The following is a 26382-nucleotide window of genomic DNA, read 5'->3' as shown; positions in this document are numbered from 1 at the left end:
CTTACTTCAGGGCAGCCATGACTTTTTGCGCGGCTTCGGCCATCGAGTCGGCGCTGATGATGGGCAGGCCGGACTCGGCCAGCATCTTCTTGCCGAGGTCTTCGTTCGTGCCCTTCATGCGCACGACGAGCGGCACGTTCAGGTTCACGGCCTTGCACGCGGCGATCACGCCTTCGGCGATGGTGTCGCAGCGCATGATGCCGCCGAAGATGTTGACCAGGATGGCCTTGACCTTCGGGTTGCCGAGCATGATCTTGAAGGCTTCGGTGACCTTCTCGGCCGTGGCGCCACCGCCCACGTCGAGGAAGTTGGCGGGCTCGCCGCCGAACAGCTTGATGGTGTCCATCGTGGCCATGGCCAGGCCGGCGCCGTTCACCAGGCAGCCGATGTTGCCGTCGAGCTGGATGTAGGCCAGGTCGAACTTGCTGGCTTCGATTTCAGCGGGGTCTTCCTCGTCGAGGTCGCGGTAGGCGACGATCTCGGGGTGACGGAACAGCGCGTTGCTGTCGAAGTTGAACTTGGCGTCGAGGGCCTTGATGCCGCCGTTGCCTTCGAGGATCAGCGGATTGATCTCGGCGAGCGACGAGTCGGTGTCCATGTACACCTGGTACAGCTTCTTGAACACGTCGATGGCTTGCGCTTGCGACGCGGCCGGAACGCCGATGCCGTTCGCCAGCTCGGCGCCTTGCGCGTCGGTCAGGCCGGTGGCCGGGTCGACGAACACCTTGATGATCTTCTCGGGGGTGGCGTGGGCCACTTCCTCGATGTCCATGCCGCCTTCGCTGGAAGCCATGATGGCGACCTTCTGCGTGGCACGGTCGGTGACCGCGGCGACGTAGTATTCCTTCTTGATGTCGGCGCCTTCCTCGATCAGCAGGCGACGGACCTTCTGGCCTTCGGCGCTGGTCTGGTGCGTGATCAGCTGCATGCCGAGGATCTCGCCCGACAGCTTCTTGACGTCTTCGATGGAGCGGGCGAGCTTGACGCCGCCACCCTTGCCACGGCCGCCGGCGTGGATCTGGGCCTTCACGACCCAGACCGGGCCACCCAGCTTCTGGGCGGCGTCGAGGGCTTCCTGCACGCTGAACGCGGGGTAGCCGCGCGGCACGGGGACGCCGGCTTGGCGCAGGATTTCCTTGCCTTGGTATTCATGGATTTTCATCGCTGACTCTCTTGCTCGGGTTCGAGGGAAACGGGTGGGGTGGTCGTGTGGCGCGGGGCGCCGTCACGCAAGGCTTCCGGCGCGTGGAATCCGGGCGGCAACCCCCTGGCCTGCACGGACGCGCAGGGCACGGTGGGAGGCCGAAGCCGGGGACACAGCGGAAGACAGGGCCATCGGGATGGTTCGAAGGGACGGCCTGCCTTCAAGCGAGAGCAAGCACGAAACCACAGGGAAAAGCCTGAGGAATATAGCATTTTTGCACTGCACCAAATTGGCGCATGCGGTACGTAGAACCCACGTTGCCATGGGCTTTGCGGGCGATTTGACGGATCGGCCGGATGGTGTTCCAGGCCGCCCGCCGGGGCACCGAACCCGGGTTTCTCCGGGGCGGGTGCGCCGCGGTCACCGACCTCGCCGCGCCATACCGTCTCTTCGGTGAACCGGGCGCCAGACGTGCGATGTGCGCACGAACGGCACGCGTTCCAGGCATTCAGTCGTCCTCGCCGCCGCGCACCACGCGGCGGATCACCTCGGGCGAAAAACCGCGTCCGGCGAGGAAACGCATCTGCTTCGCGCGGGCCGCCGGATCGGCCGGCACGTCGCCGAACTTGCGCGACCAGACCTCGCGGGCGCGTGCAAGTTCTGAACTTTTCAGTGCCGCGGCGTCGTTGTCTGACAACACAACACCGTGCTGGGCCAGTTCCTGGCGGATGCGGAGGTTGCCGTACCGGCCCGCGCGGGCGTGCAGGCGGCTTTCGACGAAGCGGGTTTCGTCGAGGTAGTGGTGGGCTTCGAGCCAGTCGAGGAGGGTGTCGACGGCAGCCTCGGGGTCTGGCGCCGCGGCGGGCTCGATGGGTGTGACGCCGCCCGCGTGAGCATGGACGTCAAGGGCAGCGGCCGCAGCCACCTGCTGGGCGAGGAGGATGTCGGCCCGGGCGTGCCGGAGCAGCTTGGCCCGCAGTTCGCTTCGGCTGTGCTCGCGCTGGGCGAGCAGTTGGATGCCGCGGGCCTTGAGGGAGAGTCTGGTCTGGGCCATGCGTCGCCCGTGAAAAACCTTGCCCTCCACCCTGGTCATCCCGGCGAAGGCCGGGACCTTCGGAGGGCGCCCAGGGGCCCGGCCTTCGCCGGGATGACAGGACGAGGGTGGGTGCTCAACCGGGCCGAGGGACTTTATTCTTCGTCTTTCGGAGCGGCTGCCTTGGCCTTCTTGGCCGGCTTGCCGGCCTCGGCCACCACGGGTTCGGCCACCGGCAGCAGCGGGATGCCCAGGGCTTCGCGCACCTTGTTCTCGATCTCGACGGCGAGGTCGGGGTTCTCTTTCAGGAACTCGCGGGCGTTGTCTTTGCCCTGGCCGATCTTTTCACCGTTGTAGGCGTACCAGGAGCCGGACTTCTCGAGCACCTTGGCCTCGACACCCATGTCGATGACCTCGCCTTCGCGGCTGATGCCCTGGCCGTAGAGGATGTCGAACTCAGCCGTCTTGAACGGGGGCGAGACCTTGTTCTTGACGACCTTGACCTTGGTTTCGTTGCCGATGACCTCTTCGCCCTTCTTGATGGAGCCGATGCGGCGGATGTCGAGGCGCACCGAGGCGTAGAACTTCAGCGCGTTGCCGCCGGTGGTGGTTTCGGGCGAACCGAACATCACGCCGATCTTCATGCGGATCTGGTTGATGAAGATCACCATCGTGTTGTTCTTCTTGATGGTGCCAGTGAGCTTGCGCAGCGCCTGGCTCATCAGGCGGGCCTGCAGGCCGGGCAGCGAGTCGCCCATCTCGCCTTCGATTTCGGCCTTGGGCGTGAGCGCGGCCACCGAGTCGACGACGACCAGGTCGACCGAGGCGGAGCGCACCAGCGCGTCGACGATCTCGAGGGCCTGTTCGCCGGTGTCGGGCTGGCTGATCAGCAGGTCTTGCAGGTTCACGCCGAGCTTCTGGGCGTATTGCACGTCGAGCGCGTGTTCGGCGTCGATGAAGGCGCAGGTGCCGCCGAGCTTCTGCATCTCGGAGATGACCTGCAGCGTGAGCGTGGTCTTGCCGCTGGACTCGGGGCCGTAGATCTCGACGACGCGGCCGCGGGGCAGGCCGCCCACGCCCAGCGCGGCGTCGAGGCCGAGGGAGCCGGTGGAGACCACGTCGATGTCGTCGATGACCTCGCCTTCACCGAGGCGCATGATGGTGCCCTTGCCGAACTGCTTCTCGATCTGGGCGAGTGCAGCCTGCAGGGCCTTGGCCTTTTCGGTGTTGAGGGTGGCGGGTTTGACGGCGGCGTCCATGTGTTCTCCAGAAGGTTGCCCTGAATTATCAACAAGACTGGCTATTTGTACAGTGTTTTCGACAGTGAATTAAACGCGCCGACCCGAGGGGTAGCCCCGAAGCCTCCCCGCGCAGGGCGTGGGAAACTTGAGGCTCCCTCCACCGGTCCCGTGCCCGCCGCCATGCGCATCCTCATCGCCGAAGACGACCAGGTCCTCGCGGACGGCCTGCTCCGGTCCCTTCGCAACGGCGGCTACGCCGTCGACCACGTCGCGAGCGGCAGCGAGGCGGACGCCGCCCTCGCCTCCCACGAGTTCGACCTGCTGATCCTCGACCTGGGCCTGCCCAAGATGCACGGCCTCGAGGTGCTGCGCAAGCTGCGCGGCCGCGGTGCCAGCGTGCCGGTGCTGATCCTCACCGCCGGCGACAGCGTCGAGCAGCGCGTCAAGGGCCTCGACCTCGGCGCCGACGACTACATGGCCAAGCCGTTCTCGCTGCAGGAGCTCGAGGCCCGCGTGCGCGCCCTCACCCGCCGCGGCCTCGGCACCGCGTCGCACATCCTGAAGCACGGGCCGCTCACGTTCGACACCACGGGCCGAGTCGCTTACTTCAACGACCAGATGATCGACCTCTCGGCCCGCGAGCTGAGCCTGCTCGAGGTGCTGCTGCAGCGCTCCGGTCGCCTCGTCAGCAAGGACCAGCTGGTCGAGCGCCTCTGCGAATGGGGCGAAGAGGTGAGCAACAACGCCATCGAGGTCTACATCCACCGGCTGCGCAAGAAGATCGAACACGGGCCGGTCCGCATCGCCACCGTCCGCGGGCTGGGCTACTGCCTGGAAAAGATTGCGTCTTGACGCGTTCCGCTTCCGCCGCCTGAGGAACCGCGCGCCCGAGGGCACGCCGGCCGACGCGGGTTTCCCGCGCGAGCAGCGCTCGCTCTTCGGCGAGATCCTCGACTGGATGCTCGCCCCGCTGCTGCTGCTGTGGCCCATGAGCGTGGTGCTCACCTGGCTCGTGGCGCAGGGCATCGCGAACAAGCCGTTCGACCGCGAGCTGGGCGACAAGGCCCGGCTGCTGTCGCGCCACATCAGCGCCGAGGTCACGGTCGACGGCACGCCGCACACGCTGTTCTCGCTGCCCTCGGACGCCGCCGAGCTGCTGCACGCCGACGAGTCGGACACGCTCTACTACCAAGTGATCTCGCCCGAGGGCTCGTTCATCGGAGGCGACCGCCAGCTGCCCGCGCCCGCCGACGAGGAGGCCGCCCCCGCCGGCACCATGCTGTTCCGCGACGACGAGATGAACGGCGAGCCGGTGCGCGTGGCGTACGTGCGCGTGCGCCTGCCGGGCCAGGTCGGCGGACCGCCGCCGCTCGTGCAGGTGGCCGAAACGCTGGGCAAGCGCTCGCGCCTCGCCACCGAGATCATCAAGGGCGTGATGCTGCCGCAGTTCGTCATCCTGCCCGTGGCGGTGCTGCTCGTGTGGCTCGCGCTGGCCCGCGGCATCGCCCCGCTCAACGAACTGCAGCAGCGCATCCGCCGCCGCGAGAGCCACGACCTGAGCCCCATCGACGAACGCGAGGCGCCCGAGGAGGTGTCCCCGCTCGTGCGCGCCATCAACGACCTGCTCGCGCGGCTCGACCGCAGCATCAGCGCGCAGAAGCACTTCCTCGCCGACGCGGCCCACCAGCTCAAGACGCCACTCGCCGGGCTGCGCACGCAGGCCGAACTCGCCCAGCGCGAGATCGACGCGGGCCAGGTGGACCCGCAGACGCTGAAGAAGTCGCTGCAGCAGATCGCCCGCTCCAGCCAGCGCGCCGCGCACATGGTGAACCAGTTGCTCGCGATGGCGCGGGCCGAGAACGCCGCGCAGTCCCTCACCCACCCGGCGGTCAACCTCGCGCGGCTGGCCACCGAGACGGTGCAGGACCTCGTGCCCCGCGCGCTCGAGAAGCGCATCGACCTCGGCTACGAAGGCCCCGAGGCCGGCCGCCCGGGCCGCACACCCTCGGCCGGGCCACTGGTGAGCGGCCAGCCGGTGCTGCTGCGCGAGCTGATCCGCAACCTCGTCGACAACGCGCTCAACTACACACCGGCCGGCGGCACGGTCACCGTGCGGGTGGTGGACGATCCGTTCGGCCAGGTGGTGGTGCTGCAGGTGGAGGACTCGGGCCCCGGCATTCCCGCGGCCGAACGCGAGAAGGTGTTCCAGCCGTTCTACCGGGCGCTCGGCACGAACGTCGACGGCTCGGGCCTCGGCCTCGCCATCGTGGCGGAGATCGCCGCGCAGCACGGCGCCGAGGTGGCGCTCGAGGATGCGAACCTGCGCCCGCGCGCCGGCCACGCATCGAGCCCCGGCGCCCGCTTCACCGTGCGGTTCCCCGCCGCGCCCGCCCCCAAAGGCTGACCGGGCCGCCGGGCCACCGGCACACGGCATAGACTCGGGCGGTCACCCCGGAGGATCCGACCCCATGGCCGCAGCCGAGCGCCCCGACCCCACCCCACCCGACCGGCAGATCGACCTCGCGCTGCAGGGCGGCGGGTCGCACGGCGCCTTCACCTGGGGCGTGCTGGACCGGTTGCTGGAGGACGAGCACATCCACTTCCAGGGTGTCTCGGGCACCAGCGCCGGCGCGCTGAACGCCGCGGTGCTGGCCACCGGCTACCAGCAGGTCGGCCGCGACGGCGCGCGCCAGGCGCTGAAGGCGTTCTGGCAGGACGTGAGCCGCTCGGGTTCGGTGTTCGCGCCGTTCTCGGCGAGCAAGGTCAACACCGTCACCGACAGCTTCAGCCTCGACATGCTGCCCGGCTACAAGTGGGCCAACTCCTTCTTCCGCTCGTTCAGCCCCTACGAGTTCAACCCGCTGAACCTGAACCCGCTGCGCGACGTGCTGCGCCGTCACGTCGACGAGGGCGCCATCCGCGACTGCGCGCTGCACCTGTTCATCACGGCCACCAGCGTGCGCACGGGCCAGCCCCGCGTGTTCACCGGCAAGGACCTGAGCCTCGACGCGCTGCTGGCGTCCGCGTGCCTGCCCCTCCTGTTCCAGGCCGTGCAGATCGGCGACGACGCCTACTGGGACGGCGGCTACACCGGCAACCCGGCGCTGTACCCGCTGATCTACGAGACGGAGTCGCTCGACATCCTGCTCGTGCGCATCAACCCGCTCGTGCGTGAAGGGGTGCCGAAGCGCAGCGAGGACATCATGGACCGGATCAACGAGATCACGTTCAACGCGAGCCTGATGTCGGAGATGCGCGCCATCGCGTTCGTCTCGCGCCTGGTGCGCGAAGGCCACCTCGACCCCGGCCGCTACAAGGACCTGCGGCTGCACATGGTGGCCGACGACAAGGGCCTCGTGGCCTTCGGCTCGGCGTCGAAGCTCAACACCGAATGGAGCTTCCTCGAGCAGCTGTTCGAACTGGGCCGGGCGTCGGCGAACCAGTGGCTGAAGAAGCACCGTGACGACATCGGCGTGAAGGCCACGCTCGACATCGACAAGGAATTCCTGAAGGCCTCCAAGAAGCCGAAGGGCTGATCAGCTTTTCATGAACCTTCGCGACTTCGCGATGGACATCAGCATCCCGAGGCTCAGCCCCAGCGTGACCATGGCCGTGCCGCCATAGCTGATGAACGGCAGCGGCACCCCCACCACGGGCAGGATGCCGCTCACCATGCCCATGTTGACGAAGCAGTAGGTGAAGAAGCTGAGCGTGATGGCGCCCGCCAGCAGCCGCGAGAACAGCGTGGGCGCGTCGGCCGCGATCATCAGCCCCCGGAAGATCAGGAACGTGAAGCCGAGCAGCAGCGCGATGCAGCCGGCCAGGCCGAACTCCTCGGAGAACGCGGCGAAGATGAAGTCGGTGGTGCGCTCCGGGATGAACTCGAGGTGGGTCTGCGTGCCCTTCATGAACCCCTTGCCCTGCACCCCGCCCGAGCCGATGGCGATCATGCCCTGGATGATGTGGAAACCCTTGCCGAGCGGGTCGAGGCTCGGGTCCAGCAGCGTGCAGACGCGGTCCTTCTGGTAGTCGCGCAGGATGGGCGCCCACGACACGCCCGGCTGGCAGATCTGGTCCTCGGCTGCCACCAGCGCGCCGATGCCCAGGGCGCCGGCCACCACCACGGGGATGATGAGCTTCCACGACAGCCCGGCGAAGAAGATCACGAACAGACCGGCCGACAGCACGAGGATGGACGTGCCGAGGTCGGGCTGCTTCGCGATCAGCAGCACCGGCACCATCAGCAGGCCGATGGCGCCGAGGAAGTCGAGCACGCGCAGGTTCCCCTCGCGCCGCTGGAACCACCACGCGAGCATCAGCGGCGTGGCGATCTTGAGCATCTCGCTCGGCTGGATCACGACCCCGACGTTGAGCCAGCGCGTGGCGCCCTTCTTCGTGATGCCGAACATCGCCACGGCCAGCAGCAGCGCCACGCCCACCAGGTACAGCGGCACGGCCACCGCCATCAGCTTCTGCGGGGGCAGTTGCGCCACCACGAACAGGATGCCGAGGGCGATCAGCATGTTGCGGCCGTGGTCGACGAAGCGGGTGCCGTGGTCGAAGCCGGCCGAATACATGGTGACCAGGCCACCGGCGGCCAGCAGCACGATGGCGAGGAACAGCGGGCCGTCGAAGCCGGTGAACACCGGCTTCAGGCGTGTCCACGGGGAGGGCTTGTCGAACACGGCGCTCATCGCGCACCTCCGGTCGATGCGATCTGGCGGCCGCGGGCGGGTGTGGCCGACGAAGCCGCCGAGGCGGCAGGTGCCGGGGCGGGCGCCGCGGAAGCGGCCGGAGCCGGCGCCATCACGACGGGCGCCGTGGGCACCACCGGCCCGGTGACGGCCACCGACGGCGCGTTGCCCGGCAGCGGGATGGCCGAGGCGGCGCGGGCGGCGCCGATGGGCGGCCCCGACTTGCCTTCGCGCGTGAGGGCGATGTCCTCCACGCTCGGGTAGCGGCCCAGCAGCTCGTAGTCGATCACGCGGCGCGCGATGGGCGCGGCGGCCGCGGCACCGAAGCCGGCGTTCTCGACGATCACCGCGAGGGCGATGGTCGGGTTGTCGAGCGGCGCGAACGCGGTGTAGAGCGAGTGGTCGCGCCGGTGCTCTTCCAGCTTCGACGCGTTGTACTTCTCGTTCTGGCGCACGCCGACGGCCTGGGCCGTACCGGTCTTGCCGCCGCTCTGGTAGCCGGCCCCCGAGAACACGCGGGTGGACGTGCCTTCCTGCGTCACGCCATGCATGGCCTTCATCACCAGCTGCACGTGCTCGGGCTTGAGCGGCAGCGGCTCCAGCGCGTCGTGGGTGACGTCGCGGCGCTCGCGGGTGACCACGTCCTCGATCTGGCGCACGAGTCGCGGCTTGTAGCGCTGGCCGCCGGAGACGAGAGTGGACAGCGCGCTCGACAGCTGCAGCATCGTGAAGTTGTTGTAGCCCTGGCCGATGCCCAGCGAGATCGTCTCGCCGGCGTACCACTTCTGCATCTCGGGCTTCTTGTACGCCTTCTTCTTCCACGTGGTGGACGGCAGCAGGCCGGTCACCTCGCCCTCGACGTCGATGCCCGTCTTGCGGCCCAGGCCGAACGGCTCGAGCTGGTCGTGGATCAGGTCGACGCCCATGTCGTTGGCGAGCGAGTAGTAGTACACGTTGCTCGACTTGACGATGGAGCGGGTCATGTCGACCTGGCCCAGGCCACCGTCGCCGTGGCTGCGGAAGGTGTGGTTGCCGAACTGGAAGGTGCCGCCGTCGTAGATGGTCTGGTTCGGCGTGCGCTTGCCGGTGGCGAGCGCGGCCATCGCCATGAACGGCTTGAACGTGGAGCCCGGCGGATACGTGCCGCGCAGCGCGCGGTTGAGCAGCGGCTTGTCGATGGACTCGTTGAGCTCTCGCCACGAGTCGACGTCGATGCCGTCGACGAACAGGTTCGGGTCGAACGTGGGCTTGCTGACGAAGGCGAGGATCTCGCCGGAGCGCGGGTCCATCGCGACGAGCGCGCCACGGCGGTCGCCGAACAGTTCCTCGACGAGGGCCTGCAGCCGGATGTCGATGGACAGCACGAGCTTGTTGCCCGGCGTGGCCGGGTGGCTCTTGAGGCGGCGCACCGCGCGGCCGCCTGCGCTGGTCTCGACCTCGTCGAAGCCGGTGATGCCGTGCAGCTCGGACTCGTAGCTCTGCTCGATGCCCAGCTTGCCGATGTACTCGGTGCCGCGGTAGTTGTCGAGCTGCTCTTCCGGCCAGTCCTCCATCGCGGTCTTTTCGGTCTGGTTGATGCGGCCGATGTAGCCGATCAGGTGCGCGCCCACCTCGCCCAGCGGGTAGTTGCGGAACAGCCGGGCCTTGATGTCGACGCCGGGGAAGCGGAAACGCTGCGCGGTGAACCGCGCCACTTCCTCGTCGGTGAGCCGGGTGCGGATGGGCAGCGACTCGAAGCTCTTGCTTTCGTCGAGCAGGCGCTTGAAGCGCTTGCGGTCGCGCGGCGTCACGTCGACCAGCGGCACCAGGGCGTCGATGGTGGCGTCGAGGTCCTCGACCTTCGACGGCGTGATCTCGAGCGTGTAGGCCGAGTAGTTGTTCGCGAGCACGACGCCGTTGCGGTCGACGATCAGCCCGCGGTTCGGCACCACCGGCACCACGGCGATGCGGTTGTTCTCGGCGCGGGTGGACAGCTCCTCGTGCCGCACCACCTGCAGCACGACCAGGCGGGCGAGCAGCAGGCCGAAGGCGAAGAGCACGAAGACGGCGGCGGCGATGAGGCGCAGCCGGAAGCGGCTGAGTTCCGCCTTGACGTTCTTGAGTTCGGTCATGGCGTCCTCCCGGCCACCCTCACCTCACCCAGCGTCATCCCGGCGAAGGCCGGGACCTTGGGCGCGCGAGACGGCACGGCCTCGACGACACGGCCGAGGGTCCCGGCCTTCGCCGGGATGACAGCTGGGAGGGTGGAGCACATGACGAGCAGGGGCGCGCGGCCTACAAGGGGCGGTTCTTGTCGGTATCGGGAGGACGCCGCTGCGGGGCAAGAAGCAGCAGCGACACCACCGGCCACAACAGGCTTTCGAACACCGGCGCCAGCAGCAGTTCCCAGCCCGGGAACATGCCGCCCACCAGCATGCGCACGGCCAGCGACACCGCGTGTGCCGCGAGGAACAGCGGCAGGATGTGCAAGGCCTGGGTCAGCAAGTCGAACCACAGCAGGCGGCGGTGGATCGTGATGGCGAAGTAGCTCAGCAGCGTGTAGGCGAGCGCGTGCTGGCCCAGCACGGCGCTGTCGTGCACGTCGATCATCAGCCCGAACAGGAAAGCCACGCCGACGCCCACGCGCCGGGGCTGGTGCACGTTCCAGAACACGAGCACGAGGGCCAGCACGTCGGGCAACGCCGGGTTGCGGCCGAGCGGCACGAGGTTGAACAGGAAGGCGACCAGCAGCGAGAACCAGATGAACACCGGGTTCACGGGCAGCAGCAGCTGGTCTGCGCCACGGGGCATCATTTGCGGCCTCCTTTCCGTCCGGCCGGGGCCGACGCGGCCTTGGCCGGTTCGGGCTCGGGTTTGGCCGGCATCTGCACGCCGACGGGCTCCAGCACCAGCACGTGGCGCACGCTGTCGGGCGACGACAGCGGCGCGAGCGCGATGCGGGCGAAGCCGGAGTCGACGCGCCGGTCGATGTTGATGACCTTGGCGACCGGCACGCCGGCCGGGTAGATGCCATCGACGCCCGACGTGGAGAGTTCGTCGCCCACCTGCACGTCGGCGTTGCCGGCCATGAAGCGCAGCTCGAGGCCGGCGCCGTTCGGGTTGCCGAACGCGGCGCTGCGGGCCTGGGTGCGGTTGTTCAGCACGGGGATGGCGGCTTCCTTGTCGGTCAGCAGGGTGACCTCGGCGCTGTATGGGTAGACGCGCGTGACCTGCCCCAGCACCCCGGCCTCGTTGATGATGGGCGAGGCGAGTGCCACGCCATGCCGTGCGCCCCGGTCGATGATGACCTTGCGCGAGTACGGATCGGGCGCGTCGTACAGGATCTCGGCCGCCTGCGAGCGCACCTTCAGCGCCGGACGCAGGTCGAGCAGCGCGCGCAGCCGCAGGTTCTCCTGCATCAGCTGCTCGACGCGCGCGGCCCGCACCGCCTGGACCGACAGTTCCTGGCGCGCCTTGGCCTCGGCGGCGAGGGCCTCCTCGAGGCCCAGGAAGTACTCGCTGCCGCCCTGCCAGGCGTCGACGGGCACGCGCAGCACCCGTTCGACCGGGTGCAGCACGGTGGCGAAGATGGCCCGCAGCGGCTGGGTCAGCTGGAAGCGGGTATCGGCGACCATCAGGAAGAGGGCCAGGGCCGAGAAGAACATCAGGCGCGTGAGCGCCGAGGGCCCTTGCCGGAAGAAGGGCGGCGGGGTCCGGTCGAGCATCCCTAGAGCCATGGGTGAACCCGTGTCGGCAGTGCGTTCAAGTCAAACCATCTCGACGGCACGGGGTCGGGCCGCCGGCCGCGTCACACGAAGGAAGGTGGGTGCGATGGCGGGTCACTCGGACGTGAAGATGGAACCCAGGCGCTCCATGCGCTCGAGGGCCATGCCGCAGCCGCGCACCACGCAGGTCAGCGGGTCTTCGGCGACGAGCACCGGCAGGCCGGTTTCCTCGGCCAGCAGGCGGTCCAGGTCGCGCAGCAGCGCGCCGCCGCCCGTGAGCATCATGCCCCGTTCGGCGATGTCGGCGCCCAGTTCGGGCGGGGTCTGCTCGAGGGCGTTCTTCACCGCGGAAACCATCTGGTTCAGCGGGTCGGTCAGGGCCTCGAGGATCTCGTTGCTGCTGATGGTGAAGCTGCGCGGCACGCCTTCGGAGAGGTTGCGGCCCTTGACTTCCATCTCCTTGACCTCGGAGCCCGGGAAGGCGCTGCCGATGTTCTTCTTGATGGCCTCGGCGGTGGGTTCGCCGATCAGCATGCCGTAGTTGCGGCGGATGTAGTTGATGATGGACTCGTCGAACTTGTCGCCGCCCACCCGGATGCTGCCCTTGTAGACCATGCCGCCCAGCGAGATGACGCCCACCTCGGTGGTGCCGCCGCCGATGTCGACGACCATGGAGCCGCTGGCTTCCGAGACCGGCAGGCCGGCACCGATGGCCGCGGCCATGGGTTCCTCGATCAGGTACACCTCGGACGCGCCGGCGCCCAGTGCCGATTCGCGGATGGCCCGCCGCTCGACCTGGGTGGAACCGCAGGGCACGCAGATGATGATGCGCGGGCTCGGGCGCAGCATCTTCGAGTCGTGGACCATCTTGATGAACTGCTTGAGCATCTGCTCGGTGACGGTGAAGTCGGCGATCACGCCGTCCTTCATCGGGCGGATGGCCTCGATGTTGCCCGGGACCTTGCCCAGCATGGCCTTCGCTTCCGCGCCCACCGCCTGGATGGTCTTCTTGCCGTTCGGGCCGCCTTCGTGGCGAATGGCGACGACGGACGGTTCGTCGAGCACGATGCCCTTGCCGCGCACGTAGATCAGCGTGTTGGCGGTGCCGAGGTCGATGGCGAGGTCGGTGGAGAAGTAGCGGCGCAGGGATGCGAACATGGGCGGTGTGGGGTTGGTCGTCTGGGCTGTCGGAGCAGGCGCGTCAGGGGCCGGGCGGGAGCCCGGGACCGGTCGCGGGGCTTGGAAGGCAGGCTGGGCGACGTGGTTCCGTTGGAATGAGGGCGAATGCCCGCGCGGGCTTTTTCGTGAGCGGCCCGCGAGGGCTCAATTGGGTTTCAAGCCCCGAGGGCTTGTGGATAACCGGGGATAATACTGCATCACCCCTGGTTTTCGCCCCCGCGGAGACCCCTTCTAGAGCGCATTTTCAATGGCACTGACCCCCGACGACGTCGGCCGCATCGCCAACCTGGCCCGCCTGGAACTCCAGGCTCCCGAGCAGGCCGCGATGCTGCAGCAACTCAACGGCTTCTTCTCCATCGTCGAGCGCATGAGCGCCATCGACACGAGCGGCGTCGAACCGCTCTACACCCCGCTGTCCGCCGTGCAGGAAGTGACCCTGCGCCTGCGCGAGGACCGTGCCACCGAGACCGACCAGCGCGAGCTGAACCAGCGCAGCGCCCCCGCCGTGGAAGACGGCCTCTTCCTCGTCCCGCAGGTCATCGAATGAGCAAGGAACTGCACACCTTCGGCGTCGCCGAACTGGGCCGCGCGCTCGATGCGGGCACCGTCTCGAGCGTCGAGATCACGAAACATCTGCTCGCACGCGTTGCGGCTCATGAACATCTCGGCGCCTTCCTCTGCGCCGACACCGAACACGCGCTCACGCAGGCCGCCGCGGCCGACGCCCGCCGCGCCGCCGGTGAACGCGGCGCGCTGCTCGGCGTGCCGCTCGCGCACAAGGACATCTTCGTCACGCGCGACCTGCCCACCACGGCCGGCTCGAAGATGCTCGCCGGCTACCAGAGCCCGTTCGACGCCACCGTCGTGCAGCACCTCTCGGGCGCCGGCATGGTCACGATCGGCAAGCTCAACTGCGACGAGTTCGCGATGGGCTCGGGCAACGAGAACTCGGCCTTCAGCGCGGTGAAGAACCCCTGGGACGTGACCCGCGTGCCTGGCGGCTCGTCGGGCGGCTCGGCCACGGCCGTGGCGGCGCGCCTCGTGCCCGCGGCCACCGGCACCGACACCGGCGGCTCCATCCGCCAGCCCGCGAGCTTCACAGGCATCACCGGCATCAAGCCCACGTACGGCCGTGTCTCGCGCTACGGCATGATCGCCTTCGCCTCCAGCCTCGACCAGGCCGGCCCCATGGCACGCAGCGCCGAGGACTGCGCGCTGCTGCTCGGCGCGATGAGCGGCTTCGACGAACGCGACGCCACCAGCGCGCAGCAGCCGAAGACGGACTTCGCCGCGGCCCTCACGGCCCCGCGCGAAGGCGCCACCGCGGCGCAGCCGCTCAAGGGCCTGCGCATCGGCCTCCCCGCCGAGTTCTTCCCGCAGGCACTGGCCGCCGACGTGAACGGCGCGGTGCGCGCCGCGCTCGCCGAACTCGAGAAGCTCGGCGCCACGCTCGTCGACGTGAGCCTGCCCCGCACCGAGCTGTCGATCCCGGTGTACTACATCATCGCGCCGGCCGAGGCCTCGTCGAACCTGAGCCGCTTCGACGGCGTGCGCTACGGCCACCGCGCCGCGCAGTACGACAACCTCGTCGACATGTACAAGAAGAGCCGCGCCGAAGGCTTCGGCGACGAGGTCAAGCGCCGGATCATGATCGGCACCTATGTGCTGAGCCACGGCTACTACGACGCCTACTACCTGCAGGCCCAGAAGCTGCGGCGCATGATCGCCGACGATTTCCAGGCCTGCTTCCGGCAGTGCGACGTGATCGCCGGCCCGGTGGCGCCCACGGTGGCATGGAAGCTCGGCGACAAGACGGACGACCCGGTCGCCAACTACCTCGCCGACATCTTCACGCTGCCCGCGAGCCTGGCCGGCCTGCCCGGCATGAGCCTGCCCGCGGGGCACGGCGACGCGGGCCTGCCCGTGGGGCTGCAGCTGATCGGCAACTACTTCCAGGAAGGCACGCTGCTGCATGCGGCGCACGCGTTCCAGCAGGCGACCGACTGGCACGCCCGCACCCCGACCGGCTACTGATCGAACCATGTCCACAACGTCCAAACTCATCCGGGGCTACGAGGTCGTGATCGGCATCGAGACCCACACCCAGCTGTCCACGCAGAGCAAGATCTTCAGCGGGTCCAGCACGCAGTTCGGTGCCGCCCCCAACACGCAGGCCTCGGTCGTGGACCTGGCCCTGCCCGGCACGTTGCCGGTGATGAACCGCGGCGCCGTCGAGCGCGCCATCCGCTTCGGCCTGGCCGTGGGCGCCAAGGTGGCGCCGCTGTCGATCTTCGCGCGCAAGAACTACTTCTACCCCGACCTGCCCAAGGGCTACCAGATCAGCCAGTACGAGATCCCCGTCGTGCAGGGCGGCGCGGTCGAGTTCTACGTGGGCGAGGTCAAGCACAAGGTCAACCTCACGCGCGCCCACCTCGAGGAAGACGCCGGCAAGTCGGTGCACGAGGGGCACCAGACCGGCGTCGACCTGAACCGGGCCGGCACGCCGCTGCTCGAGATCGTGACCGAACCCGACATGCGCTCCGGTGCGGAGGCCGTCGAGTACGCCCGCACGCTGCACGAGCTGGTCCAGTGGATCGACATCTGCGACGGCAACATGCAGGAGGGGTCGTTCCGCTGCGACGTCAACGTGTCGGTCCGCAAGCCGGGCGCCGACTACGGCACGCGCCGCGAGATCAAGAACCTGAACTCGTTCAAGTTCATGCAGCAGGCGATCGACTTCGAGATCAACTGGCAGATCGACCTGATCGAGGACGGCGGCAAGGTGCAGCAGGCCACCGTGCTGTTCAACCCCGACACGGGCGAGACCCGCGCGATGCGCACGAAGGAAGACGCGGCCGACTACCGCTACTTCCCCGATCCCGACCTGCCCCCGCTCGTCATCGCCGACAGCTGGGTGCAGGAGGTGCGCGCCTCGATGCCCGAGCTGCCGCGCAAGATGGCCGAGCGCTTCCAGGCCGACTACGCGCTGCCCGCCTACGACGCCACGCTGATGACGCAGGACAAGGCCACCGCCGCGTTCTTCGAGACCGCGGCGAAGGCCAGCGGCAGCCCCAAGCTCGTGGCCAACTGGCTGATGGGCGAGATCTCGCGCCGGCTCAACGCCGACGGCCTGACCATCGCCGCGAGTCGCGTGGACGCGCCCACGCTCGCCCGCCTGATCGGCCGAATCGCCGACGGCACCATCGCCAACAACAACGCGAAGAAGGTGTTCGACGTGCTGTGGGCCGAGGGGGGCGACGTCGACGCCATCATCGAGGCGAAGGACCTGAAGACGACGAACGACACCGGCGAACTCGAACGCATCCTCGACGAGGTGCTGGCGGCGAACGCCAAGTCGGTCGAAGAGTTCCGGGCCGGCAAGGAAAAGGCGTTCAACGCACTGATCGGCCAGGCGATGAAGGCCACGAAGGGCAAGGCCAACCCGGCCACCGTCAACGAGCTGCTGAAGAAGAAGCTCGGCTGACGAGCCCGCCCGGCCCGCCTCGGCGGGCTGGCGCCCCGGTCAGCGCGAGGCGTCCTTGCGTGGCGGGGAAGACGGCGGCGGTGCGACGGGCAGCGAGCCCGGTGCGGCACCCGCCCACAGGCGCTTGAGGCGCGCGAGCTCGGCGTCGTAGATGCGGTCGATGCGGACGATCTCGTCCTTCTGGTTCTGCACCAGCGCCCGCTGCGCCTCGGTGGCGGCGTCGTTGGCGTCGAGCTGCTGGCGCAGCTTCAGCGGGATCTGCTTGCCCGCATAGAACTCGGACTCGTTGAGCAGCGGCTTGCGTTCGCGCTCCAGCTCCTTCAGCCGGTTCTCGGAGAAGCGCACGCCCTTGTCCACGTCGTCGAGGGCCGCCTCGCGCGCCTTGCGGTGCGTGGCTTCATCGGGGAACCGCGACAGCAGGTTGCGGTCGCGCCGCACGGCGTCCTGCTGGGCGGCCCGCTCGGCGGCAGCCTTGCGTTCGCGCTCCTCGTACTCGGCCTGCTCGTCGACCGTGCGGGTGGGAGGCACGACACGGCGCACCGACCCGTCGGAGTTCAGCAGCCGCTGCTCGCGGGCCGAACATTCCGGGATGGGCCGGTCGGAGGTGAGCCGGCGGCCGTTGCTGTCGACGCAGCTGTAGATGTTCGGAGCGGCCTGGCTGCCGCCCGCGGCGCAGAACAGCACGGCGATGGCGGCGACGCGCCCGGCGGCCGGAAGGGTCAAAGCAGGCAAACGTGACGAAGGCACCATCAAACCCCGTATCGGTCTCGGTAGGCCGCCACCTTCGCGCCATGGGCGCCGAGGGACGGGTCCTGGTTGGTTTCCAGATACTGCAACAAGTCTTTCAGCGTCGCAATGGCGCACACCTCCAGGCCGAGCTGGCGTTGCACGAACTGCACGGCCGACTCCGAACCGTCGTCGGTGGCCTTCTCCTGCCGGTCGAGCGCGATGACCACCGACGACGGCACGGCGCCGGCCGCCTGGATCATCGAGATGGACTCCCGCACCGAAGTTCCCGCCGAAATGACGTCGTCGATGATGAGAACGCGGCCGGCCAGCTTCGCGCCGACAAGGGTTCCCCCTTCGCCGTGGTCCTTCGCTTCCTTGCGGTTGTAGGCATACGGCACGTTGCGGCCGTGCCGCGCGAGCTCGACCGCGACGGCCGCCGCGAGCGTGATGCCCTTGTAGGCCGGTCCGAACAGCATGTCGAACTGGAGGCCCGAGGCGATCAGGCGGCGCGCATAGAATTCCGCGAGGCGGCCGAGCTTGGCGCCGTCGTCGAAGAGGCCGGCATTGAAGAAATAGGGCGACAGCCGCCCGGCCTTGGTCTTGAATTCCCCGAACCGCAGCACCCCGGCCTCCACCGAAAACGCCACAAAGTCTTGTGCGAGGGGATCGGTGTCGCGCGGGAGGGTCATGGGAGTCTTTCGTGTTCCGTCTGGTGTCTCTGAATCTGAACGGCATCCGGTCCGCTGCGACCAAGGGGCTCGTTCCCTGGGCCGAGGCCCTGGGCGCCGATTGTATGGGTGTGCAGGAGATCAAGGCCCAGCAGGCCGACGTGGCGGGCCGCTTCGAGCGCCTGCACGACCTGCACGGGCACTTTCACTTTGCCGAAAAGAAGGGGTATTCGGGGGTCGGGGTTTACACCCGGAAGACGCCGTCCGACGTGGTCGTCGGCTTCGGTTCGCCCGAGTTCGACGCCGAAGGGCGCTACCTCGAACTGCGCTTCGACACCCCGGCGCGGAAGCTGAGCATCATCAGCTGCTACTTCCCGAGCGGCTCGAGCGGCGAGGAACGCCAGCTCGCCAAGTTCCGCTTCCTCGCGCTGATGACGCCGCACCTGCAGCGGCTCAAGGCCGAGCGTGAGTTCATCCTCGTGGGCGACATCAACATCGCCCACAAGGAGATCGACCTGAAGAACTGGCGCAGCAACCAGAAGAACAGCGGCTTCCTGCCCGAGGAACGCGCGTGGATGACCCACACGCTCGACGAGGTCGGGCTCGTGGACGTGTTCCGCACGCTGAACCCGAACGCCGAGCAGTACACCTGGTGGAGCAACCGCGGCCAGGCCTGGGCGAAGAACGTGGGGTGGCGCCTCGACTACCACCTCGCCACGCCGGCGCTGGCGAAGCTGGCCCGCAAGGAATCGATCTTCCTCGACCAGCGCTTCTCCGACCACGCGCCGCTGATCATCGACTACGAGTTCGACCTCTGATCCGAAGTGTGCCCCGCGGGCCCGGGGGCACGAGGCGCCTTGACGTCGACGGCGTGAACGCGGTTTCTCGCATGCGCGACCTTCGCGCGCATCGCCTGGTCTGACGCCGCCTCCAGAAGCTGGCGCAGGGAGCAGCCGTCCTCGCCGCTGGCCACTCCGACCGTCACCGTCACGACGGAGGCCGCGGAGGAATCGGAATGGGGAATGCCGAGCGCTTCCACCCCGGCCCGGAGGCGTTCCGCGGCCACCACGGCGGCCCGGCCCACCGCGTCCGGGATCACCACGACCAGTTCCTCTCCGCCCTTGCGGAACACAAGATCGGGATCGCGTGACCCGGCACGCATGCAGATCGCCACCGACCGCAGCACCGCGTCGCCCAGGGTGTCGGAGTGGATGTGGTTGTAGTTGCCGAAGTGGTCGATGTCGACGAAGGCCACCGCAGCCGAGGCGAAGCGCGGATCGGCGCCCCCCAGCGTGGCGTCGAGCACCTCGTCGAGGGCGAGCCGGTTCCTCAGCCCGGTGAGTGCGTCCGTGCGCGCTTCGTCGTGCAGCGCCCGGTTGCGCTCCTGGAGTTCGAAGACGGCAGCGGCAAGTTCCCGGCGCGCCGCCACGATCTTGCGCGTGTCATCGTCGAAGACCACGACGCGATCCCGTCCACGGGCCTTCGCGGCATACAGCGCGACGTCCGCGCCCTGCAGCACCTCGTCGATGGATCCGGCCGGAAACGTGACGAGTCCCGCCGACATCGTGACGTGGTGGAGCGAACCTGAGGGCAGTTCGATGGGCTGCCGGATCGCCTCGAGACAGCGCTCCAGCATCCGCCGTGCGTCGGGAAGGGTCGCTTCAGGCAGGAACGCCACGAACTCGTCTCCCCCGTAGCGGGCCAGCCAGGCCGGAGGGGGCAGCAAGGCCTGGAGACGCTCGGAGGCCGCCTTGAGCATGGCGTCGCCGCCGCTGTGCCCGTGGTGGTCGCAGTGCTGCTTGAACATGTCGAGATCACACATCGCCAGCACACCGGCCGTGCCTGCGTCGCGAGCCGCGCGCAGGCGCTCGACCATCACGTAGCGGGTCGGAAGTTGCGTCAATTCGTCGACCAGTGCCCGATGGGTTTCGGCGGCTCGCCCCGACGGTTGTTTTCCAAAGGCAAAAGTCCACAGTCGTCCGAACATGCGCTCCTCCTCGCGGGGATTGTCTCCCGCGCAGGGGGTGCCGCCGGACGCCAGAACGTGAGGTGCTGCACAGGACCGGGACGGTGGGCTCCCGGCCGGCGCGAGAATCGCTCACCCCTTCTCGGGAATCGGGTTCCGGAACCCCACGTTCAGCAGGTTCCATGCATTGATCGTCGCGATGGCGAAGCCCAGCTCGGCGATCTCGGTGTCGTTGAACCGGGCCTTGAGCAGCGCGAACTCCTCGTCGCTCGCATCGCTGTTCGGCGTGGCGTTGATGATCTCGGCCCAGCGCAGCGCGGCACGTTCGCGTTCATCGAAGAACGGGGACTCGCGCCAGCCGGCCAGCGTGTTGATGTGGCGGGGGTCCTCGCCCTGGCGGATCAGGTCGGCCCAGTGCATGTCGATGCAGTAGCCGCAGCCGTTGATCTGCGAGACCCGCAGGAACACGAGGTCGACCAGGCGCGGCGACAGCGAGCCCTTCTTGATGACGTTGGACAGGTCGTAGAGGGCCTGGAAGGCCTTCGGGGCGAGCTTGAAGTACGGAACACGGGGAGCGTGGCTCATGGCGGTCTTTCGGGAGTGAAGGACGGCCGCACCGTGCGACCCTCCATGCCCTTCAAGACGCGGCAGCCTCGCGGGTTGTGACAGCGGCCGCTGGTGGAGCCGGGCGCGAAGTCGTAGCATCCACGCACCCCACCCACCTCCGAGGAGCAGCCATGCAGATCACGGACATCCTGGCCCAGATGGGCGGCCTCCAGTCGGTCGCCAACGACCTGGGCGCCAGCGAGAGCGAGGTCGCCACCGGCGCCGAGGCCCTGCTCCCCGCCATCCTCGGCGGCTTCAAGCAGCAGGCGCAAGCGCAGCCCGGCGGCCTCGACGGCCTCGGGGGCCTGCTCGGCCAGCTGGGCGGCAGTGGCTTGCTCGACCAGGTGCTCTCCCCGCAGCGCACCGACCCCACCCAGGGCAACGACGTGCTCGGCCAGATCTTCGGGTCGCCCGATGTGAGCCGCACCGTCGCGCAGAACGCCGCGTCCCAGACCGGGCTCGACCCGTCGCTGCTGAAGAAGATGCTGCCGCTGCTGGCGATGATGGTCACCGGCTACATGGCGCGCCAGCAAGGCGGCGCCGCGCCCGCGACCGCCGGGTCGCCGATGGACAGCGACCTCGGGGGCCTGCTGGGCGGTCTCTTCGGCGGCCGCCAGGCCGCGCCCGGCGCGGGTGGCGGCGGGCTCGCCGCGATGCTGGACCTCAACGGGGACGGCAACTCCCTCGACGACATCCTGCGCCTGGCCGGCAAGGCGATGCGCTGATCGCACGGGCCGGGGCGCCCCCTGGCCCATCCGGCCGACCCCTCCTCCCCCAAGGACGTCACGACTCGGCCAACGGCCTCGTCCCAACGGTTGAAGAAATCCCGGCGACCTGCCGACACAGTGTCGCTGTGCCCGATTTCATCCCAACCTTGGAGACCTTCCCGATGATCCGACGTTCCGTCGCCGCTGCCGTCCTGCTCGCGTCCGCCTCCTTCGCCCATGCCGGCGAGGTCTACGGCAACATCGGGCTGCCCGGCGTGATGCTCGGCTACGCCCACCCCGTCAACGCGAGCTTCACCGTGCGCGGCGACATCGGCTCGCTCGGCCGCTACAAGGAACGCCGCACCGAGGACGGCATCGCCTACAACGCGAAGATCGACGCGCACCGCGCCGGCCTCTTCGGCGACTATTTCATCTCGGGCGGCCTGCGCCTCACCGCCGGCGTCACGTTCAACAACGTCAAGGCCAACCTCGACGCCCGGGGCGACGGCGTGACGCCCTGGGAAGTGGGCGACACCACCTTCGTCGCGAGCCCGGACGACCGCTTCAACGTGAAGGTCGAGTACCCGAAGACCACGCCGTACCTCGGCATCGGCTACGGCCACCACCAGGAGAGCGGCTGGGGCTTCGTGTTCGACCTCGGCGCGTCGTTCGGCAAGCCGAAGGTCTCCGAGACCCATTCGGGCCCGAACCTCGGCAACCCGGCCCTCGTGAGCCAGGCGGACATCGACAAGGAAATGGCCGAGATCCGCGACGACGTGGGCAAGCTCAAGGTCATCCCGCAGGTCAGCATCGGCGTGAACTACCGCTTCTGATCGGCCGGGGATAATCGGGGGGATGCGCCCCGTCTCCTCCCACCCCCTGCTCCCGAAGGCCCGCTGAGATGTCGATCCAGTGGTTCCCGGGGCACATGCATGCCACGAAGAAGGCGATCGTCGAGCGCCTGAAGAACGGCGTCGACGTGGTCATCGAGCTGCTCGACGCCCGGCTGCCGGGCTCGAGCGCCAACCCGCTGCTGGCCGACCTCACGCACGGCAAGCCCGCGCTGAAGGTGCTCAACAAGCAGGACCTCGCCGACCCGGAGCGCACCGCGCTCTGGCTCGCCCACTACAACGCGATGCCGGAAACGCAGGCCATCGGCCTCGACGCGAGCGTCACCGCGCCCGCTCAGCGCCTGACCGACGCGAGCCGTTCGCTCGCCCCGCTGCGCGGCGGCATGGCCAAGCCCATGCGGGTGCTGATCTGCGGCATCCCGAACGTCGGCAAGTCCACGCTGATCAACACGCTCGTGGGCAAGAAGGCCGCGAAGACCGGTGACGAGCCCGGCATCACGAAGGTCGAGCAGCGCATCGTGCTCGCGAGCGACTTCACGCTGTTCGACACCCCCGGCATGCTGTGGCCCCGCATCGCGGTGCCCGAGAGCGGCTACCACCTCGCCGCCAGCGGCGCCGTGGGGCGCAACGCGCTCGACGAGGAGCTGGTCGCCCTCGAGCTGCTGCACCGGCTGCGCACCGAGTACCCCGGCCGCATCGAGGAGCGCTTCCAGCTGAAGGCGGACCTGTCGGACGAACCCGACGAGGCCTGGCTCGAGGCCGTCGGCCGGCGCCGCGGCGCCGTGATGAGCGGCGGCCGCGTGAACCTGCAGAAGGCGGCCGAGGTCCTGATCCACGAGTTCCGCTCGGGCGGCCTCGGGCGCATCACGCTCGAGACCCCCGAGCAGGTCCTGCAATGGCGGGCCGACGCGGTCGAACGCGACGCGGCCCGGGAGGCCGAGCGCCTGCGCCGCAAGGCGGCCCGCAAGGGCAGCCGCCAGGCGGCGGACGTCGTCGACGACGGCGCGGACGACTCAGGCGAGGGCTGAAGCCGGGCCGAAGAACTCCCACCGCGTCTGCGCGGCCGGCACGCCCACGTCCGCCAGGTGGCGTCGCACCGACTGCATGAAGGCCTTCGGCCCCACGAAGCAGGCATCGACGTCGCGCGACGCGGGCAGCCACTCGCGCAGGTGCTCGGCCGACAGCAGTCCCACCGCGTCGGGCGCAGGAGCGGGTTCGGCGTGGTCCGCGTAGACGTAGCGGCGTGTGAGCTGCGGGTGGGCCGCGGCCAGCCGGTCGATCGTCTCGCGGAACGCGTGCACGCCCGCATCGCGCGCGCAGTGGATGAAGTGCACCGGCCGGCCGCTCGGCAGCACCGACTCCAGCATGGCCAGCAGCGGCGTGATGCCGACGCCGCCGCTGATCAGCACCAGCGGGCGGTCGCCCTCGGGCAGCGTGAACTCGCCGGCCGGCGGGAACAGTTCGAGGGTGTCGCCCACCTGCACGCGGTCGTGCAGGAAGCCCGAGACCTGGCCTTCGAACTCGCGCTTCACGCTGATGCGGTACGAGCGCCCGTTCGGCGCCGCCGACAGCGAGTAGTTGCGGCGCACCTCCTCGCCGTCGATCGACAGCTTGAGGCCGAGGTACTGGCCGGGTGCGAAGTCCTTGACCGCGCCACCGTCGGCGGGCACCAGCACGAACGACGTGATCTCGGCGCTTTCGGGCACCTTGGCCTCGACGCGGAACGTGCGCGCCCCGGCCCAGCCGCCCGGGGCCTGTGCGTTGGCCTGGTACACCGACCGCTCGGCGCCGATCAGGATGTCGGCAAGCTGGCCGTAGGCCACGCCCCACGCCTCGATCACGGCGTCCGTCGCCACGTCGGCGCCCAGCACCTCGCGGATCGCACGCAGCAGGCAGCCGCCGACGATGGGGTAGTGCTCCGGCTGCACCTGCAGCGAGACGTGCTTGTTGACGATCTGCGCGGCGAGGTTGCCCATGCCCTCCAGCCGGTCGAGGTGCTTCGCGTACATCAGCACGCCGTGGGCCAGCGCCCGCGCCTGCGCGCCGCTCGCCTGGTGCGCCTGGTTGAACATCGCGCGCACCTCGGGATGTTCGGACAGCAGGATCCGGTAGAAGTGCGTGGTGAGCGCCTCGCCGCCGGTCTCCAGCAGCGGGATGGTGGCCTTGACGATGTCGCGTTGGGCGGGGGTCAGCATCGGGTGTCCTTTCGTTCGTTCAGTGGTACCTCCTCATCGCAACCCGCATGCCACGAAGGACTTCCCCAAGAATCAAGCACTTGGAACGGACCGTGGTCATAATGACCCGACACAGATCAAGTCGCATTGACTCCGCAGAGGTCAGATTGACTCCCACCCCGCTCCTCGACGCCCTGGTGCCCCTCGTGGCCGACCTGGCCCGCGACCTGCCCGAGCGCGAGCGCTACCGCCGGCTGCTGGAGACGCTGCGCGTGGTGCTGCCGAGCGACGCCGCGGCGCTGCTGCGGCTCGACGGCGACAGCCTCGTGCCGCTCGCCGTCGACGGCCTGAGCGACGACACGCTCGGCCGCCGCTTCCGCGCAGCCGACCACCCGCGCCTGGCCGCCCTGCTCGACGGCAACGGCCCGGTGCACTTCGCCCCGGACTGCGGCCTGCCCGACCCGTACGACGGCCTCGTCGACGGCGCGGGCCCGCACCTCGAGGTGCACGACTGCATGGGCTGCGTGCTGCGGGTGGGCGAACGCCCGTGGGGCGTGCTGACCCTCGACGCACTGGACCCGTCGCGCTTTTCGCCGGCCGACCACCCCACGCTGCAGGCCTTCGCGAGCTTGGCCGAGGCCACCGTCCGCGTGGCCGAACGCATGGACCAGCTCGCGCTGCGGGCCGAGGGCTTCCGCGTCGCGGCCGGGCCGCGGCCACTGATCGGTCAGGGCGTGATGTTCCGCGCGCTGCAGAAGGAGATCGCGCTGCTCGGCACCAGCGAACTCACGGTGCTGATCGGCGGCGAGACCGGCGTGGGCAAGGAGCTGGTGGCGAACGCCATCCACGCGGCCTCGGGCCGCGCGGGGCGGCCGCTCATCAGCCTGAACTGCGCGGCCCTGCCCGACACCCTCGTCGAGAGCGAGCTGTTCGGCCACGTGCGCGGCGCGTTCACGGGCGCCGTGACGGACCGGCGCGGCAAGTTCGAGCTGGCCGACGGCGGCACGCTGTTCCTGGACGAGGTGGGCGAACTGCCGCTCGCCGCCCAGGCCAAGCTGCTGCGGGTGCTGCAGAGCGGCCAGCTGCAGCGGCTGGGTTCCGACCGCGAGCCGAAGGTGGACGTGCGCCTGATCGCAGCGACGAACCGCGACCTCGCCGAGGAGGTGCGTGCCGGCCGCTTCCGGGCCGACCTGTACCACCGCCTGAGTGTCTACCCGCTGCGGGTGCCGCCGCTGCGCGAGCGCGGGCGCGACGTGCTGCTGATCAGCGGCGCCTTCCTGGAGGAGAACCGCGCGCGCCTCGGCCTCGGCGGCCTGCGCCTGGGCGCCGACGCGCAGGCGGCGCTGCTGGCCCATCCTTGGCCGGGCAACGTGCGCGAACTCGAACACACCATCGCCCGCTGCGCGCTGCGCGCCCTCGGACGGCACGCCCAGCGGCCGCGCATCCTCACGTTGACGGCCGAGGACCTGGCCCTGGCGGGCATCACCGCCGCGCCGTCCGAATCGGCGCCCGATCTTCCGACCGTGGAACCGGCACCCTTGCGCGAGGCCACCGACCAGTTCCAGCGCCGGCACATCGAGGCCGCGCTGCAGCGCCATGGCGGCAACCGGGCCGCCGCGGCGCGGGCGCTTGGAATGGACCGGGCCAACCTCGCACGCCTCGTGCGGCGGCTGGAAGCCCCCCCGCCCACGGCGTCGACAGAAAGCGACACGGAACGCTAGACTCGCCCGGCCCGTTCTCCCTTCTCCCTCACAAGGACCTTCGATGAACAAGACGCTCCTGATCGCGCTGCTCACCGCCGCCTCGGCCTTCCCGGCTTTCGCCCGCGACACCGAACTCAAGCTGCCGCTGGCCGACGTGCTGGCCATGCCCGAAGCCCAGGAGAAACTCGACGGCTCGGTCAAGTTCTTCCTCGCCGGCGCCCCCACGCCGAAGGTCCTCGAAAAGAAGGGCGAGGACGTCTCGAACAAGAAGACCAATGGCGTCGGCAAGGCCGACGAGGTCGCCTGCCGCTGGGCCGCGCTGTCGGCGCTGATCGCCTTCCAGGACAAGGCGAAGACCCTCGGCGCCAACGCCGTGGTCGACCTGGTCAGCTACTACAAGAAGAACACGTTCAGCAGCCCGACCGAGTACGAGTGCCACGCCGGCGGCATGATCGTCGGCGTGACGCTCAAGGGGACCTACGCGAAGATCCCCAACTGA

Annotated in this window: 25 protein-coding genes; 12 read left to right on the top strand and 13 right to left on the bottom strand. The window is 69.2% G+C overall.

Annotated features, from left to right (window positions below; all coding sequences use genetic code 11):
* Position 1: 1 nt before the first annotated feature.
* The 3 genes from sucC to recA all read right to left on the bottom strand — a co-directional run bounded on the left by sucC (position 2) and on the right by recA (position 3436).
* Positions 2 to 1162: an ADP-forming succinate--CoA ligase subunit beta gene (gene sucC, locus A4W93_RS01165; RefSeq protein ID WP_085748865.1), complete on the bottom strand. Its 1161-nt coding sequence runs from the start codon at positions 1160 to 1162 to the stop codon at positions 2 to 4.
* Positions 1163 to 1652: 490 nt separating this feature from the next.
* Positions 1653 to 2198, bottom strand: coding sequence for a regulatory protein RecX (locus A4W93_RS01160; RefSeq protein WP_085748864.1), 546 nt, complete (start codon positions 2196 to 2198; stop codon positions 1653 to 1655).
* Positions 2199 to 2332: 134 nt separating this feature from the next.
* Positions 2333 to 3436: a recombinase RecA gene (gene recA / locus A4W93_RS01155; RefSeq protein WP_085748863.1), complete on the bottom strand. Its 1104-nt coding sequence runs from the start codon at positions 3434 to 3436 to the stop codon at positions 2333 to 2335.
* Positions 3437 to 3598: 162 nt separating this feature from the next.
* Between recA and A4W93_RS01150 the strand changes: the two genes are divergently transcribed.
* The 3 genes from A4W93_RS01150 to A4W93_RS01140 all read left to right on the top strand — a co-directional run bounded on the left by A4W93_RS01150 (position 3599) and on the right by A4W93_RS01140 (position 6954).
* A complete protein-coding gene (locus A4W93_RS01150; protein WP_085748862.1) occupies positions 3599 to 4270 on the top strand; it encodes a response regulator in 672 nt (223 codons plus the stop codon).
* A gap of 106 nt (positions 4271 to 4376) precedes the next feature.
* Positions 4377 to 5822 (top strand): sensor histidine kinase, encoded by a 1446-nt coding sequence (locus A4W93_RS01145; protein WP_085753998.1) that lies wholly within the window; start codon positions 4377 to 4379, stop codon positions 5820 to 5822.
* A 64-nt stretch (positions 5823 to 5886) separates the two neighbouring features.
* Positions 5887 to 6954, top strand: a complete 1068-nt coding sequence (locus tag A4W93_RS01140; protein ID WP_085748861.1) for a patatin-like phospholipase family protein — start codon at positions 5887 to 5889, stop codon at positions 6952 to 6954.
* Here the strand turns inward: A4W93_RS01140 and rodA are convergent, their stop codons facing one another.
* The 5 genes from rodA to A4W93_RS01115 form a co-directional block, all read right to left on the bottom strand.
* Positions 6955 to 8112 carry a rod shape-determining protein RodA gene (gene rodA / locus A4W93_RS01135; protein ID WP_085748860.1) on the bottom strand — a complete coding sequence of 386 codons (1158 nt, stop codon included), beginning with the start codon at positions 8110 to 8112 and terminating at the stop codon, positions 6955 to 6957.
* Positions 8109 to 10223 carry a penicillin-binding protein 2 gene (gene mrdA / locus A4W93_RS01130; protein WP_085748859.1) on the bottom strand — a complete coding sequence of 705 codons (2115 nt, stop codon included), beginning with the start codon at positions 10221 to 10223 and terminating at the stop codon, positions 8109 to 8111. Before mrdA ends, rodA begins: the two co-directional genes overlap by 4 nt.
* Positions 10224 to 10386: 163 nt before the next feature.
* The gene (gene mreD / locus A4W93_RS01125) at positions 10387 to 10905 is read right to left on the bottom strand and encodes a rod shape-determining protein MreD (RefSeq protein WP_085748858.1); all 519 of its coding nucleotides are present in this window, start codon (positions 10903 to 10905) and stop codon (positions 10387 to 10389) included.
* On the bottom strand, positions 10902 to 11828 hold the full coding sequence (gene mreC, locus A4W93_RS01120) for a rod shape-determining protein MreC (RefSeq protein WP_085748857.1): 927 nt from the start codon (positions 11826 to 11828) through the stop codon (positions 10902 to 10904). Before mreC ends, mreD begins: the two co-directional genes overlap by 4 nt.
* Before the next feature lie 102 nt (positions 11829 to 11930).
* A complete protein-coding gene (locus A4W93_RS01115) occupies positions 11931 to 12974 on the bottom strand; it encodes a rod shape-determining protein (protein ID WP_056663273.1) in 1044 nt (347 codons plus the stop codon).
* A 268-nt stretch (positions 12975 to 13242) separates the two neighbouring features.
* Here A4W93_RS01115 and gatC point away from each other — a divergent pair, with 268 nt between their 5' ends.
* From gatC to gatB, 3 genes are read left to right on the top strand one after another with little or no spacing between them, the layout of a single operon-like run.
* Entirely contained in the window at positions 13243 to 13542 is a 300-nt protein-coding gene (gatC, locus tag A4W93_RS01110) for an Asp-tRNA(Asn)/Glu-tRNA(Gln) amidotransferase subunit GatC (protein ID WP_085748856.1), read from the top strand.
* A complete protein-coding gene (gene gatA, locus A4W93_RS01105; protein ID WP_085748855.1) occupies positions 13539 to 15029 on the top strand; it encodes an Asp-tRNA(Asn)/Glu-tRNA(Gln) amidotransferase subunit GatA in 1491 nt (496 codons plus the stop codon). The genes gatC and gatA overlap by 4 nt, the downstream gene beginning before the upstream one ends.
* Positions 15030 to 15036: 7 nt before the next feature.
* Positions 15037 to 16479: an Asp-tRNA(Asn)/Glu-tRNA(Gln) amidotransferase subunit GatB gene (gatB, locus tag A4W93_RS01100; RefSeq protein ID WP_085748854.1), complete on the top strand. Its 1443-nt coding sequence runs from the start codon at positions 15037 to 15039 to the stop codon at positions 16477 to 16479.
* A gap of 39 nt (positions 16480 to 16518) precedes the next feature.
* Here gatB and A4W93_RS01095 read toward each other — a convergent pair whose 3' ends face one another.
* Positions 16519 to 17202: a DUF4124 domain-containing protein gene (locus A4W93_RS01095; RefSeq protein ID WP_099959834.1), complete on the bottom strand. Its 684-nt coding sequence runs from the start codon at positions 17200 to 17202 to the stop codon at positions 16519 to 16521.
* Between the two features lie 26 nt (positions 17203 to 17228).
* Positions 17229 to 17897, bottom strand: coding sequence for an orotate phosphoribosyltransferase (pyrE, locus tag A4W93_RS01090; RefSeq protein WP_085748852.1), 669 nt, complete (start codon positions 17895 to 17897; stop codon positions 17229 to 17231).
* Between the two features lie 11 nt (positions 17898 to 17908).
* Here pyrE and A4W93_RS01085 point away from each other — a divergent pair, with 11 nt between their 5' ends.
* Positions 17909 to 18694, top strand: a complete 786-nt coding sequence (locus tag A4W93_RS01085; RefSeq protein WP_085748851.1) for an exodeoxyribonuclease III — start codon at positions 17909 to 17911, stop codon at positions 18692 to 18694.
* Here the strand turns inward: A4W93_RS01085 and A4W93_RS01080 are convergent.
* Positions 18676 to 19863: a diguanylate cyclase gene (locus tag A4W93_RS01080; protein ID WP_085748850.1), complete on the bottom strand. Its 1188-nt coding sequence runs from the start codon at positions 19861 to 19863 to the stop codon at positions 18676 to 18678. The genes A4W93_RS01085 and A4W93_RS01080 overlap by 19 nt on opposite strands.
* Positions 19864 to 19974: 111 nt before the next feature.
* Complete coding sequence (locus A4W93_RS01075) at positions 19975 to 20427, bottom strand: carboxymuconolactone decarboxylase family protein (RefSeq protein ID WP_085748849.1); 453 nt, start codon at positions 20425 to 20427, stop codon at positions 19975 to 19977.
* 152 nt (positions 20428 to 20579) lie between these two features.
* On the opposite strand from A4W93_RS01075, the gene A4W93_RS01070 reads away from it, so the two are divergent.
* The 3 genes from A4W93_RS01070 to ylqF all read left to right on the top strand — a co-directional run bounded on the left by A4W93_RS01070 (position 20580) and on the right by ylqF (position 23034).
* Entirely contained in the window at positions 20580 to 21173 is a 594-nt protein-coding gene (locus A4W93_RS01070; protein WP_085748848.1) for a DUF937 domain-containing protein, read from the top strand.
* 164 nt (positions 21174 to 21337) lie between these two features.
* Positions 21338 to 21988 (top strand): hypothetical protein, encoded by a 651-nt coding sequence (locus tag A4W93_RS01065; RefSeq protein ID WP_085748847.1) that lies wholly within the window; start codon positions 21338 to 21340, stop codon positions 21986 to 21988.
* 68 nt (positions 21989 to 22056) lie between these two features.
* Entirely contained in the window at positions 22057 to 23034 is a 978-nt protein-coding gene (gene ylqF / locus A4W93_RS01060; RefSeq protein ID WP_085748846.1) for a ribosome biogenesis GTPase YlqF, read from the top strand.
* Here ylqF and hmpA read toward each other — a convergent pair.
* Positions 23020 to 24201: an NO-inducible flavohemoprotein gene (gene hmpA, locus A4W93_RS01055; RefSeq protein WP_085748845.1), complete on the bottom strand. Its 1182-nt coding sequence runs from the start codon at positions 24199 to 24201 to the stop codon at positions 23020 to 23022. The genes ylqF and hmpA overlap by 15 nt on opposite strands.
* Positions 24202 to 24302: 101 nt before the next feature.
* On the opposite strand from hmpA, the gene norR reads away from it, so the two are divergent.
* Positions 24303 to 25901 carry a nitric oxide reductase transcriptional regulator NorR gene (gene norR / locus A4W93_RS01050; RefSeq protein ID WP_218919201.1) on the top strand — a complete coding sequence of 533 codons (1599 nt, stop codon included), beginning with the start codon at positions 24303 to 24305 and terminating at the stop codon, positions 25899 to 25901.
* A 43-nt stretch (positions 25902 to 25944) separates the two neighbouring features.
* Positions 25945 to 26382, top strand: coding sequence for an excinuclease ATPase subunit (locus tag A4W93_RS01045; RefSeq protein ID WP_085748843.1), 438 nt, complete (start codon positions 25945 to 25947; stop codon positions 26380 to 26382).

Origin of the sequence: Piscinibacter gummiphilus, assembly GCF_002116905.1 — a bacterium.
Lineage (GTDB): Bacteria > Pseudomonadota > Gammaproteobacteria > Burkholderiales > Burkholderiaceae_C > Rhizobacter > Rhizobacter gummiphilus.
This window is presented reverse-complemented; position numbering and strand designations above follow the sequence as displayed.